Annotated in this window: 18 protein-coding genes and 1 pseudogene; 18 read left to right on the forward strand and 1 reads right to left on the reverse strand. The window is 69.8% G+C overall.

Going from position 1 to position 12,615, the window contains the following annotated elements; translation table 11 throughout:
* Positions 1-85: 85 nt before the first annotated feature.
* Positions 86-718, forward strand: coding sequence for a PASTA domain-containing protein (locus tag IE312_RS25195; protein ID WP_189984605.1), 633 nt, complete (start codon positions 86-88; stop codon positions 716-718).
* 57 nt (positions 719-775) lie between these two features.
* Here the strand turns inward: IE312_RS25195 and IE312_RS25200 are convergent, their stop codons facing one another.
* Positions 776-973, reverse strand: a complete 198-nt coding sequence (locus tag IE312_RS25200) for a DUF7218 family protein (RefSeq protein ID WP_189984606.1) — start codon at positions 971-973, stop codon at positions 776-778.
* Between the two features lie 90 nt (positions 974-1,063).
* Here IE312_RS25200 and IE312_RS25205 point away from each other — a divergent pair, with 90 nt between their 5' ends.
* From IE312_RS25205 to IE312_RS25285, 17 genes and pseudogenes are all read left to right on the forward strand, one after another.
* Positions 1,064-1,615: a hypothetical protein gene (locus IE312_RS25205; protein WP_189984607.1), complete on the forward strand. Its 552-nt coding sequence runs from the start codon at positions 1,064-1,066 to the stop codon at positions 1,613-1,615.
* A gap of 4 nt (positions 1,616-1,619) precedes the next feature.
* Entirely contained in the window at positions 1,620-3,170 is a 1,551-nt protein-coding gene (locus IE312_RS25210) for a phage terminase large subunit family protein (protein WP_189984608.1), read from the forward strand.
* A gap of 99 nt (positions 3,171-3,269) precedes the next feature.
* The gene (locus IE312_RS25215) at positions 3,270-4,796 is read left to right on the forward strand and encodes a phage portal protein (protein ID WP_189984609.1); all 1,527 of its coding nucleotides are present in this window, start codon (positions 3,270-3,272) and stop codon (positions 4,794-4,796) included.
* A complete protein-coding gene (locus IE312_RS25220) occupies positions 4,796-5,812 on the forward strand; it encodes a hypothetical protein (RefSeq protein WP_189984610.1) in 1,017 nt (338 codons plus the stop codon). The genes IE312_RS25215 and IE312_RS25220 overlap by 1 nt, the downstream gene beginning before the upstream one ends.
* A gap of 51 nt (positions 5,813-5,863) precedes the next feature.
* Positions 5,864-6,655, forward strand: a complete 792-nt coding sequence (locus IE312_RS25225) for a hypothetical protein (protein WP_189984611.1) — start codon at positions 5,864-5,866, stop codon at positions 6,653-6,655.
* Between the two features lie 134 nt (positions 6,656-6,789).
* Positions 6,790-7,704, forward strand: coding sequence for a phage major capsid protein (locus IE312_RS25230; protein WP_189984612.1), 915 nt, complete (start codon positions 6,790-6,792; stop codon positions 7,702-7,704).
* Positions 7,705-7,770: 66 nt separating this feature from the next.
* Positions 7,771-8,223, forward strand: a complete 453-nt coding sequence (locus tag IE312_RS25235; protein ID WP_189984613.1) for a hypothetical protein — start codon at positions 7,771-7,773, stop codon at positions 8,221-8,223.
* A gap of 1 nt (position 8,224) precedes the next feature.
* The gene (locus tag IE312_RS25240) at positions 8,225-8,671 is read left to right on the forward strand and encodes a hypothetical protein (protein WP_189984614.1); all 447 of its coding nucleotides are present in this window, start codon (positions 8,225-8,227) and stop codon (positions 8,669-8,671) included.
* Positions 8,671-9,000 carry a hypothetical protein gene (locus tag IE312_RS25245; RefSeq protein ID WP_189984615.1) on the forward strand — a complete coding sequence of 110 codons (330 nt, stop codon included), beginning with the start codon at positions 8,671-8,673 and terminating at the stop codon, positions 8,998-9,000. The genes IE312_RS25240 and IE312_RS25245 overlap by 1 nt, the downstream gene beginning before the upstream one ends.
* Positions 9,001-9,071: 71 nt before the next feature.
* On the forward strand, positions 9,072-9,440 hold the full coding sequence (locus tag IE312_RS25250) for an HK97 gp10 family phage protein (RefSeq protein ID WP_189984616.1): 369 nt from the start codon (positions 9,072-9,074) through the stop codon (positions 9,438-9,440).
* Positions 9,437-9,901 carry a hypothetical protein gene (locus tag IE312_RS25255; protein WP_189984617.1) on the forward strand — a complete coding sequence of 155 codons (465 nt, stop codon included), beginning with the start codon at positions 9,437-9,439 and terminating at the stop codon, positions 9,899-9,901. Before IE312_RS25250 ends, IE312_RS25255 begins: the two co-directional genes overlap by 4 nt.
* Positions 9,898-10,128, forward strand: a complete 231-nt coding sequence (locus tag IE312_RS25260) for a hypothetical protein (RefSeq protein ID WP_189984618.1) — start codon at positions 9,898-9,900, stop codon at positions 10,126-10,128. Before IE312_RS25255 ends, IE312_RS25260 begins: the two co-directional genes overlap by 4 nt.
* Positions 10,128-10,349: a hypothetical protein gene (locus tag IE312_RS25265; protein ID WP_189984619.1), complete on the forward strand. Its 222-nt coding sequence runs from the start codon at positions 10,128-10,130 to the stop codon at positions 10,347-10,349. The genes IE312_RS25260 and IE312_RS25265 overlap by 1 nt, the downstream gene beginning before the upstream one ends.
* Before the next feature lie 3 nt (positions 10,350-10,352).
* On the forward strand, positions 10,353-10,913 hold the full coding sequence (locus IE312_RS25270) for a hypothetical protein (protein WP_189984620.1): 561 nt from the start codon (positions 10,353-10,355) through the stop codon (positions 10,911-10,913).
* A gap of 41 nt (positions 10,914-10,954) precedes the next feature.
* Positions 10,955-11,365 carry a hypothetical protein gene (locus IE312_RS25275; protein WP_189984621.1) on the forward strand — a complete coding sequence of 137 codons (411 nt, stop codon included), beginning with the start codon at positions 10,955-10,957 and terminating at the stop codon, positions 11,363-11,365.
* 68 nt (positions 11,366-11,433) lie between these two features.
* Positions 11,434-11,748 carry a hypothetical protein gene (locus IE312_RS25280; RefSeq protein WP_189984622.1) on the forward strand — a complete coding sequence of 105 codons (315 nt, stop codon included), beginning with the start codon at positions 11,434-11,436 and terminating at the stop codon, positions 11,746-11,748.
* Positions 11,738-12,615 (forward strand): annotated as a pseudogene (locus tag IE312_RS25285) (peptidoglycan DD-metalloendopeptidase family protein); the annotation flags it as partial. The gene IE312_RS25280 and the pseudogene IE312_RS25285, both read left to right, overlap by 11 nt.

The raw sequence follows: 12,615 nt of genomic DNA on the forward strand, positions 1-12,615 counted from the left end.
ACAGCCCAGTCACACCACCCACACACCCCGCCCCGCCAGCCGTACGCTCACCCCCTCACCGCAACACCCGCACCAGGGGGGACCCATGAACCGCAGAACACTCGCTTGCACCGCCGCGCTCGTCGCCGTCCTCGGCGCCGGCACCGCATGCCAGCCCACCGAGACGAACGGCACTGGCAGCAAAACCACCGCCACGGCAACCAGCGGCACAGGCAGCAACGACAGCAAGACCGTTGCCAAGAAGACCGTCCCCAACTTCGTCGGCATGGGCCTCCAGTCCGCCCAAGACGCCGCCCAGAAGCAGGGCTTCTACGCTCTGAAGTCCCACGACTCCCTCGGCCGCGGCCGCTTCCAGGCGTTCGACCGGAACTGGAAGGTTTGCTCCCAGAACTACAAGGCCGGCAAGGTCGTGCCTACGGACACCGAGCTGGACTTCGGCAGCGTCAAGCTCGACGAGACCTGCCCGGCGAAGGACCAGTCCGCGCCGTCGGCCGCCGGCGGGACGATGCCGGACTTCCATGGGAAGAGCGTGAAGGCCGCCCGGGCCGCGCTCGACAGCAGCACGTCGATCACCGTGAACGACGCGTCCAGCGACGACCGCATGGTGCTCATCGAGTCGAATTGGCAGGTGTGCACGCAGAAGCCCGCGGCCGGTGCGAAGCTGGCTGGGCAGCCGGTGGAGTTCACCGCGGTGAAGTACGGCGAGACCTGCCCGTAGACATGGGCGAGGCCCGGAGCCACCGCCCGGCTCCGGGCCCCTCCATCCGCCACCTGATCAGTGACGCTTTCGCCCGCGCATCTGCCGGGTCTTCGCCGCCTTGCGCGCCATCAGGCTTCGCCCAGCCCTCGTGAAACCTTCGTTGGAGATGCGCGCCGCCCTGGACTTCGACATGCCCTTGCGGCGCAGCGCCCGGTAGACCTTCTGCCTGGACCGGTACACGAACCCGTACCGGCCGCCTCGGTCGGACACCATAGCCAGCACCCCACTTCTCACCGCAGAATCGAAGCTCACGTGACCCAGTTACCTACGATTCAAAGGTACCCAGAAGTGGAGGGGCCCACCATGACAGGCAACCCGCACCAAGACGACCGCGATGGCAGGGGCCGCTACCTCCGCACCCTCGAACGAGCCGAACGTGACGCCTACGCAGCCAAGCTCCGGGCTCAACACTGGACCTACCAGCAGATCGCCGACCACCTCGGCATCGACAAAGCCGGCGCCATCCGAGCCGTCCGCAACGCCCTCCGCGACGCCTGTCTCGGCCCCGCCAAGGAACTGGTGGAGATGGAGGCCGCCCGCCTGGAGGCGATGTACGACGAGGTACTCGACATCCTCCAGGCCGACCACGTCATGGTCTCCCACGGCCGGGTCGTCTACGACGCCGAGGGCAACCCGCTCCCCGACTACGACATCAAGCTCCGGGCCGTCGACCGGGCACTCCGCGCGCGCGAGTCATTCCGGAAGCTGTTCGGCCTTGACCAGCCCACGAAGGTCGACGCGACCGTGCACGAGGTGACGCAGCAGGATCTCGAACTCCAGGAGATGCTCCGCGAAGCCAAGGCCCGCACCGAGCTGGAAGAGCGGCAGATCCTCGACGGCCCGACCGAGGCCTGACCCGGTGACGCCCACAACCCGCACACCGGCCGGCTACCTCGACGGCCTCGACGCCGAGACGTTCAACCTCGACGCCTACCTCGCCCAGTTCGACCCGCGGCTCCTCGCCGACCCCGAAGGCCGGCGCGTATTCACGCGCCTCGACCCCCTGCTCTTCGCCCTCGTCTACCTGCGCCACCACCTCAAGGACGAAGACGGGAAGATCACCTTCGGCGACGCTCACCTCGACTGGTGCCGCGCCGCCCGCCAGTGGGTGCGCCCGCCGGCCGGACCCGGTGAGAACCGGCACGCCTACATCGCCCCCCGCAACATGGGCAAATCGACGTGGTGGTTCTTGATCCTGCCCACGTGGGCCGCCGCTCACGGGCACGTGAAGTTCGCTGCCGCGTTCGCCGCGTCCGCCACCCAGGCCGAGACCCACCTCGCGTCGTTCAAGAAGGAGATCGACAACAACGACACCCTGCGCCGTGACTACCCCGACCTGTGCACCGCGGCGAAGCGGCCCGGCGGCGCGAACGTCGCGGACACACAGGCGATGTACATGGCCAAGTCCGGATTCGTGTTCGCTGCCCGCGGCATCGACTCCAGCAACCTCGGTATGAAGGTCGGCGAGCAGCGGCCCGACCTACTGCTGTGCGACGACATCGAGCCGGACGAGTCGTCGTACTCGCCTGAGCTGGCCCGCAAGCGGCGCACCACGCTCGTCGACGCGATCCTCCCCCTCAACGTGTACGCACGCGTCGTCATCTCCGGCACTGTCACCATGCCGGGCAGCATCGTCCACCAGCTCGTGAAGCACGCCCGCGGCGTCGAGACCGCCGACTGGATCCGTGAGGAGGGCTTCGAAGCGCACTACACCCCGCCGATCATCAAGACGGCTGGCGGGTACGAGCGCAGCGTTTGGCCGGCGAAGTGGCCGCTGGCCTATCTCAAGTCCATCGAGCACACCAGGTCGTTCGCGAAGAACTACGCCAACGACCCCATGGGCGCCGACGGCGATCTGTGGACGCCGGACGACTTCCGCTACCCAGGCCCCGACGGCCCGGACCCCGTCAGCCACATGATGCTCAGCATCGACCCCGCGGTCACCGCGAAGAGGAAGTCGGACTTCACCGGGCTGGCCGTCGTTTCCTGGTCTGCCCAGACCCGCCGCTGCACGGTGCACGAGGCGCTCGCCGTGAAGGTCCCACCCGGCGAGCAGCTGCGCGAGCGGGTCCTCGCGCTGCTCGATGAGTGGCCGCGGATCGGGCTGATCCTGATCGAGGTCAACCAGGGCCAGGACGTGTGGAAGTCCGTGCTCCACGACATGCCGGTGAAGGTGAAGCCGGTGTCACAGACGGAGCCGAAGTTCGTGCGCGCGGAGGGGGTGCTCGGCTACTACCAGCGGGGCCGAGTCCTGCACGCTCGTCGGCTTCGCGAGTTGGAGGAGCAGATGTGCGCGTTCCCCAAGGCGCCGCATGACGACTTGGTGGACGCGGTGGGGAGCGCGGTGCGCCGGTTCATCCCGCCCGAGCGGAAGGCCGCGCCGTCGGCTCGAACTGCGGCGTACGCGTAGCGTCTTCGTTTCGAAGGCGATCAACCTACGTCGGAGCGCATGACGCCACCACGGCGACCGTCTATCCTTCGATTCAAAGGTTACGGGTGGGAGGTCGCATTGGATGACGAGTCGCTCGCCGACCTCATGCTCGGGATCGAAGAGCTGAAGGACTCCCGCCCCGGCTACGACCAAGCCCAGACCTACTACGACGGCAAGGTCCCCGAGGTCTTCGTCAACGCCCGCCTGCGCCGCGCCCTCGCCGCCCACCGCATCGACTTCGACCTGAACTTCGCCAAGACCCCCGTCGACGCCGTCACCGACCGGCTGGAGATCGCAGGCATCACCGGAGCGGACGACGAACAGACCGCCCTCATCTCCAAGATCTGGCAGGACAACCAGCTCGACCTGGAGATGCCCGACCTGTTCCGCCGAGCCGGCGAGTACGGCGACGCCTACCTCATGGTCCTCCCCGTCGAGGACGATCAGGGCAACGTCGTCCGCGTCGAGATGTACTACAACTCGCCGCAGACCGTGCGCGTGATCTACGACGAGGAGAACCCCCGCCGCAAAGCGTTCACGATCAAGAAGTGGGCTGAGGGGAAGTACCAGCGCGCCGAGCTCTACTACGACGACCACACCGAACGCTGGACCACCAGCGAGAACTCCCGCGGCGAACAGGCCGGCGACTGGCACCACTGGCCGGCCGACGCCGAGGACCCCGAGTCCTGGTCGATCGAGCACGACTGGAACGAACAGCCGGTCTTCCACTTCCGCACCGACCGGCCCTACGGCACACCAGAGCACTACGGCGCCTACGGCCCGCAGAACGCCATCACCAAGCTGCAGGCCACCCACATGGGCACGGTCGACTACCAGGGCGCACCGCAGCGGTACGCACTCACGGAGACGTCCACCACGGACACCTCCGACCTGGAGCCCGGCGACTGGGACGACGGCGACTGGCCCACCAACGAACGCGGCCTCGGCCCGTCCGACTCCGGCGAGGAGAGCAGCCTGAAGGCGGGCCCGGGCGAGATGTGGCTGCTACGCGGTTACAAGGCCGTCGGCCAGTTCGACGCGGCGAACCCACAGGTGTTCCTCGACCCGATCATGTTCAACGTGCGGGCCATGGCCCAGATCTGCACGACGCCGCTGCACCTGTTCGACCCGTCCGGAGACCAGCCCACCGGCCAGAGCGTGCGCGCTCAGGACGCCCCGTTCACCAAGAAGGTCGGCAACCGGCAGCTGTCCTACGGCGCCACCCTCCGCGAGGCAGTGGCGTTCGCGCTGCGCCGCCTCGGCGTCGAGGACCCCGTTGTCACCGTGCACTGGAGGCCGGCCGAGACCGTGGACGACGCTGAGGGCTGGCAGACCGTACAGGCGAAGATCGCCGCCGGGGTACCGCGCCGGCAGGCCCTCATCGAGGCCGGCTACCGGGCAGAGCAGGTCGACGCCTGGCTGTCCGGCACCGACGACGCCGAGCTGCAGCGCCGCGTCGACGTCCTTGCCTCCCTCGCCGACTCTGCGCAGAAGTTGGGTGCCGCGGCCGCGCTCGGCGTCATCACCAACGAGCAGGTCACCGCGCTCATGACCGACGCGATCAGCGACCTGGAGGCCCTGGCCCAGGCGCAGGAGGAGAGCTGATGCCGTACTCCAGCGAGCACCTCACCCGCCTGGTGCAGGACGACCACACCGGTGAGGTCATCGACCTGGAGAACCGACTCGCCGGGCGGGCGCTGCTCGGGATGGACCGTGCGTTCGAGGAGCTCGTCCGCCGCACGCTCACCGCGTGGACCCGCGCGTACGGCGGCCCCAACCAGCCGGCCGTTCCCGGTGATGTACTGCGCCGCATCATCGCGGCGGCCCGGGCCGCCGCCGTCCGGCTTCTGGATGACCTCGCGCGGCGGGCGCCCGCGGTACTCGCCGACGGTCTGGGGCCCGCGCTGGACATGGGGGTACGGCAGGGCTCCGAGTTCGTGCGGGCCGCGTCCGGCCGCAGACGCCGGGAGCCGCGCGCGCCGTCGGCGGGCCGGGTCCTGCTCGATGAGGCACGCCGCATCCGGGACATGGTGGTCGAGCGCCGCGATCGCGCACTGTTCTTGCTGCACCCGGATCGGGTGTCGCGGTGGTCCCACATGCTGGCCGGGCTCGGCGCCGCCCGGGCTGTCCTGCCCGCCGTGCGCGCTCACGTCGCGTGGGTCATCAACACCGCGGTCCATGAAGGCCTGGACGCCGTCGTCCGCGCGACCGCCCCGCTGCGGCTGTGGGTGGCGGAGGCCGATGCGTGCGTGCGCTGCCTGGCCTACACCGGCCGCACCGCGAAGCCGGACGAGGCGTTCCCGGGCGGCCTGTCGTGGGACCCGCGTCAACGCAGCGCCCGGGCGGCCGGGGTGGACGGGCCGCCGCTGCACGCGCACTGCCGCTGCCGCACCGTCCCCTGGGACAACAGGTGGAGGACGAGCGGCACCCCGTTCCCGGAGGCGCTGCGCCGCGAGGCCGAGCGCTCCATCGGATACGGCACCGGCCGGCCGTCGGAGTCCCGGGCGGTACGGCTGCGTGCGGCCCGCGAGTTGCTGCGCACCGTTGATGACCTGCTGCCCGCGGTCGAGGCCCGCGCCCGCACCGCCCTCCGCACCGGCCGGTTCCCGGCCGCCGCATAGACCCCGGCGCCCGCCGATGGGCCGCCGCCGACCCCGTGATGGGAGAACACCATGGGCATCCACACCACCGACCAGCAGGCCGAAGGCATCAGTCTGCCGCCCGCGACGATCCTCGGCTACCGCGCCGACGGCCGACCGATCCACCTCATCGCCGGCGGCGCCGAGACCGACGACGACAGCCCGGACGTCGAAGTCCCCGACGAGGAACCGGCGGCCGAGCCCGGGCCGGACGACGCCCCGGAAGAGGAGCCAGAGGAGACGCCGAAGCCGAAGCCCCCGGCGAAGAAGACCGACGACGACAAGGCGGACGACTACAAGCCGCCGTCCAAGGACGAGTGGGCGCGCACCCAGGCTGCACTGAAGAAGGCCAACGAGGACGCGAAAAAGCACAGGCTCCGGAACAAAGAGCTGGAGGAGAAGGCCCGCGGCGACGAGACCGACCACGAGAAGGCGCTGCGCGAGGCCCGCGAGGAGGGCGAGAAGCGGTACCGCACTCCCCTGGTGCGGACCGCGGTGCGCGGCGCGCTCGTCGAGGCAGGCGCGCTGGCCTTCCTGCAGGACGAGAAGGACCCGAACTCGGAGACCGCGCGGGACAAGGGCGAGTCGCGGCTGAAGCGGCTGCTGAAGCTGGTGGACCTGGACGGCCTGGACGTCGACGAGGACGGGGCCGTGTCCGGGCTGGACGCTGCGATCGCCGAGCTGACGCGGGACTACCCAGAGCTGTTCGCAGTGCCGGAGCGGAAGCCGAAGCCGCGGCCGACGGGAGCGCCCCGCCCGGCGGCGCCGAACAAGCCTCGGTCGACGGCGGAGATCCACGCGGCCCGACTGCTGGGCAAGGCTTGACTTTCGAAGGTATCTTTAGCCTGTGAGCTTCGATTCGGAGATCGAATCGCGCTGACAACCTTGCTTGCGAAGGCGCCCGTGATGGGGCCGGAGCCGACCAGCTTCCCCCATCACGCGCCCGCAGGAGGGCCCCCGTGGCACGCAACACCATGGAAGCCTGGATCCCGGAAGAGTACGAGACCAGCCGGGTCATCCAGGGCATCAACCAGATCAGCGCGGTCGAGGCCCTCGCCTCCCGCATCCCGATGGGCTCCGACACCAAGCACGTGCCGCGCACGGCCGGCATGGGTGTCGACGTCGTCGCCAAGGGCGGCGCCTACGGCGAGGACACCTCGCTGAACGACGAGGTGCTGCTCAGCGCGGTCAAGTTCGGCAAGGCCGCCCGCATCGCCGAAGAGGACATCGACGACTCGGTGGCGAACGTCATCGAAGCGAAGATGATCGGCTGGGGCAAGTCCTACGCCAAGATGATCGACAACGCGACGCTCGCGGTGTCGGCCGCATCGAACGGCACCACCGTCCCGTTCACGTCGCTCTACCAGCTGCTGGCCACGACCGACGCGACGCTCTCCTACACGGGCGGCACGAACATCGTTACCGCGTCCAGCAGCGGCGCCCCGACCTACGCCGAGTTCTCCACCGCGATCGCCGCCGTGGAGGGTGGCGATTACTTCGACCCGGGCAACATGGTCGCCATCGCCCACCCCGCGTTCCGCAAGAGCCTCCGCGGCGTCCTCGACGGCCAGCAGCGGCCGATCTTCAACGAGAACGGTGCCGGCACTCCCGACACCATCTTCGGTGTCCCGGTCCGCTGGTCCCTCGGCGCCCGCGTCTCCGCGACCGCCACGCCGACCCCGACTGGCCGCCCGATCATGGCGTTCGTCAACCCGGAACTCATGCTCCTCGGCGTCCGCTCCGGCCCGGAGTCCGTGTTCATCGACGGCCGCGACGGCCTGTCCGCCCTCACCGATGAGTCGATCCTCAAGATGCGCGCCCGCCGCGGCTGGGCCTACGGCCACCCCAACGGCGCCTCCATCCTCGTCGGCTGACCCCTCTTCGTGGTGTGCCGCCCGCCGGCTCCGGGCGGCACACCACCCACAGCAGGGAGGTGAGCCATGGCAGCGAGGAAGACCACCACCAGCAGCAAGCCCGCCGACACCGAGCAGGCGAAGGGCGAGGACCGCGAGCAGCTCCGGCAGCGGCAGTTCCCGGCGAAGGCCGGCGCCCCGGAGGTCGAGGTCGACGAGCGTTCCGCCGACGGCGCGGAAGGTACGCGGCACGTCAAGGAGTTCATCGTCCGTGCCGACAGGTGGACGGGTGAGGACTACCAGCACGAGGCCAACCGGGCCGCGGTCACCAACGAGGCGATCCAGCGTGGCCTGCACCCGCGCGGCGGCGTGTCCTTCGACGGGCAGGAGGAGCACCCGGACGGCAAGTCGCTGGTGCTGACCTACTCGGTCGAGACCGTCCCCTCGTCGGTGGACCACGCTCCGGAGGACACCACCACGCCGCGCGACGTCATCGAGGCCGACGGCAAGGACACCAGCAGCAGCAAGAGCGAGGGCTGACATGGTGAACGCCTGGGCGACGACGCAGCAGGTCATCGACACCACCGGTGTGTCCGTGACCGATGCTCAGCTTGCCCAGGCGCAGGACGACATCGAGATCTTCACCAACCGGGTCTACGCCGACACACCGCGGATCCGGACGCGGGATCTCTACTGGCTGGGCCGGGCCGTCGCCCGACAGGCAGCGTGGATCGCGGGGCAGTTCGGGCTGGAGACGCGGCTGGATGCCACGCAGATCCAGCAGGACCAGGTCTCCACCACGCTGCAGGGCGACGGCCTGGTCCTCGCACCGATGGCCAAGCGGGCGCTGCAGCGGGTGTCGTGGATGCGGTCCCGCACAGTCCACGTCCGCTCCGCGGTCGAGGGCGCAGGCCCGCTCCTCGGTGACCCGCTCTCGGACGGCAGTGACGACTCGCTCGTCTGGGCCCCGTACACCGGAGGCCCGTAATGCAGGCCATCGCCACCACCCGGATCAGCATCCTCCGCGGCACCGCCACCGACGCCTACGGCGACGAGGTGGACACCGACACCCCGATCGCAGCCGAGATCCCGGCCGCCCTGACCGAACAGTCCCGCCGCGTCACCACCCGCGACGACCCCACCCCACGGATCGTCCGGTACGCGGTCGCCCGCGTCGCCGCAGGCACGGACATCCAGGACCAGGACCGTGTACGCGACGAGCGCACCGGCGCGGTCTACATCGTCGACGCCGTGTCCTCGATGGCGAACCCCGCAGCCGCAGCCGATCTCCGGCTCGACCTGCGGCGCACCACCTAACAGCACACGGCCGCACAGCCCGGGGAGACCGGGCCGGCCACCGTACGACCACCTTCGGAGAGGAGGCGGCCATGGCGCGATCCGGTATGCGGATCGACCCGAGCTCGCGCGCGCACGTCGACGCAGCCATCAACGACTGGCTGGAGCAGCTCGGCGACGCGATCCTCTCCGACGCCCGGGACTACGTGCACAAGCGCACTGGCCGCCTCCGTGACAGCCTCCGCCGCGAGGTCCACGACAAGGTGCTCCGGGTCGGCTCGCTGGACTGCAACTACGCCACCGACGTCGAACTCGGCACGGCGCCGCACGTCATCCTCCCGCGCAATAAGAAGGCGCTGCACTGGCCCGGCGCCGACCACCCCGTGGCCCGCGTCAATCACCCGGGCACCGCACCGCATCCGTACCTCCGGCCGGCCCTGTTCCAGCGGAGGACCGCATGAGCACGCCCCCGCTGCGCGCCACCCACGAGCTGGTGGCCACCGCCTGGCTGAAGACCGTGGTCGGTGACCGCGTCGCCACCACCCTGCCCAAGCCCGGCGCGGACGGCAGCGTCGGCTGGGCCGACGGCGGGTTCGTCACCCTCGTCGTCGCCGGCGGCACCCCCAACCTGTACGTCCCGCTGCGCGAGCCCGCCATCGGCATCGACTGCTGGGCCGCCAACCCCGGTTCGCAGAAACCGCCATGGAACCGCGCTGCCGTCCTGGCCGAGGCGATCCAGGCCGCCTGCTACGACCATCCGGCCATCCCCAAGGTCGTCGCCCTGCCAACCGGCTACCCGGCCGCGCGGGTGCTGTCGGCGTACACCACCGGCGAGCCGCGCCGTGTCCCGGACGACCCGTCGTCGTATGCCCGGTACTCGATTCCGGGCCTGGTCCTCGCGTGGACGGAGGTCCCGTCATGAGCCGCATGTGGGCGATCCAGGAGGACACCCCGCACGGGCAGCTCCTGTCGTGGAACGGCCGCACGATCGTCCACGACAGCCGGCCGGAGCTGGAGTTCCTGCTGACCGGCGACATCCGGATCGTGCCCTGCCCGCCGAGCATCCCGCCCGAGCAGACCATCGCCCTGCCGCACCTGCCGCAGTTCGCCCACCACAGGTTCCCGCTCCGCCGAGAGGACTACCGCTGATGCCGAAGATCCGCACCACCATGCGCCCCGACCTGGAACTCGACGTCGACGACGCCGAGTACCTCGACTTGCAGCGGCAGGGCCTCCTCCTCGAAGAGGACACCGCCGAGGAAGTGCCGCCGGCGACCGCAGCCCCCGCGGCGCCGGAGCCCGCCCCGCAGCCCGCGGCCGTCGCACCGAAGAAGACCGGACCCGCTGCCGGCCCCACCAAGGAGAGCTGACCCATGGCAGTCACCACCACCAACCTCATCCAGGGCCCGGCGACCCTCTACCAGGGAGCTTTCGGTGCGACCGAACCGCTGGACACCGCGGTCAACGCGGTCCCGCCGGCGTCGAGCTGGACGGACCTGGGCGGTACCCAGGACGGCGTCAAGCTGTCCGTCGACCAGACGTACAGCGAGCTGGAGGTCGACCAGATCACCGTCCGCGTCGGCTCCCGGCTGACGAAGGTCGACTTCACCATCGAGACGTCGCTCGCCGAGGCCACGCTGGAGAACCTCTCCATGAGCCTGAACGGCGGCACGGCCGCCAGCGGCGCGGGCTGGAAGTCCTATGACCCCAACGTCTCCTCCAGCGCGACGCAGCCGACCTACTTCGCCGTGATCATGGACGGTTACGCGCCGAACCAGTTCCGGCGCCGGGTCATCGGCCGCCGCATGCTCAACACCGACAGCAGCGAGCTGGCCTACACCAAGGACAAGCAGACGCTGATCCCCGTGAAGCTCAGCGGCCACTACGTCAGCGCCAGCATCGCCCCGTTCCACATCGTCGACCAGACCAGCTGAGCCGACACCCCCAGCCCTGTCCGCAGCGAGGAGCACCACCCATGGCATCCACCCCCGCCCGTACCCGTCAGACCACCGCGGCCCGCAAGCGCGCGGCGGCCAGGCCCACCGTCGCGCCGGGCGACCTCGGCTTCGAACCCATCCGGATCGCCTCAGACGACGAGGTCCCCGACGAGCGGGTCCCCCTCTTCTACATCGGCGACGACGAGTACACGATCCCCAAGCACATCCCCCGCGGTGTCGCCCTGCAGTACCTGCGCCACGCGGCGGAGGTCGGCCACGAGGTCGCCACCGCACCGCTCCTCATCCGGGTCCTCGGCGAGGACGCCTACATGGCGCTGGAGCAGTCCAGGGCCCTCACCCAGGACCAGTTGGACAGGATCGTCGAGATCATCGTCGAGCAGGCCCTCGGCAAGCAGGAGAAGGAGGGAAAAGCCAACCGGCGTGGCTGACCCTCCTGCGTGACTGGCTGGCCGGGCAGCCATGGCTGGAGACCATCGCGGACCGGACAGCACAGATCATGTGGGTCCTCACCCACCTCGACGACATCGACGCCGACTTCCTCGCCATCTACGGCCTCGACCTTGAGCAAGTCGAGATCCCGGCCCGCCGCTACTTCTCCCTCGCCTACCGGCTCACCGCCTACCAAGGAGTGATGGCGGCCCGGGTCGAGGAAGAACGCGACGAGCCGCCAGCCAGCACCACCCCAACCCGCACGAGCACAACGGCCCCGCCCCCGCGGCAGGGCGCCGGCGAGACGACTGAGGTCTCGCTGACCCAGTTCCGGGCGCAGTTCCCCGGGCTCGTGAGCGTTGGAGGAGAGGGTGGCGGGTAGCTTCCGAATCGCCGAGGGCTACGTCGAGGTCACGGCCGACGAGTCCGCCTACGACCGCGCGATCGACCGGCTGAAGGCGAAGAAGGTCAGCGCGTCGATCCTGGCCAAGCTGGACGACAAGGACGCCCGGGCCCAACTGTCGACGCTGGTCAAAGAACGCACGGTCAAGATCAGAGCGAATGCGGATACGCGCGCAGCGACCACCTCGCTGCGGACTCTGACCAAGGGCCGCGAGGTCAAGGTCACCGCCAAGCTGGCAAAGAAGGAGACCAGCGAGGCTCTGCGAACCTTGACCAAGGACCGCACCGTCACCATCGGCGCCAAGCTGGACGCCAAGGCAGCCACCACCGCGCTGGACAAACTCACCAAGGAACGCACGGTCAACGTGCGCGCCACAGCCGATACGCGTGTCGCGGCCGACGAACTGAAGAACCTCGTCCAGAAGCGCAAGGCCTATATCGGGGTCGACGCGGACACCCGCGTTGCCGCCGAGGAACTCGATCGGTTCCTGCACCGCAGGTCCGTGACCGTCGATGTCGACCTGGACGCCTCCGCCCTGGACGGCCTTGCCGCTCACACGGTCGACATCAGTGCCCAGATCAACCAGGCCGCCTACGACCGGGCGGTGACGAAGCTCGACAAGCTCACCGCCGACCGCACCATCATCATCAGGCCGAGCGTCGACACCCGCGTCGCGGCCGAAGAGATCCGCAACCTCACCCAGCGCCGCCAGGTCCGCATTGGCATCGACGTCGACACCCGCGTGGCCGCCGACAGCATCGCCAACCTGACCCGGCGCCGGCAGATGACAGTGCAAGCCCGGGCAGACACGGAGGGCGCAGCCAACAGCCTGCGCTTCCTTACCCG

This window comes from Streptomyces capoamus (assembly GCF_014654935.1).
GTDB lineage: Bacteria > Actinomycetota > Actinomycetes > Streptomycetales > Streptomycetaceae > Streptomyces > Streptomyces capoamus.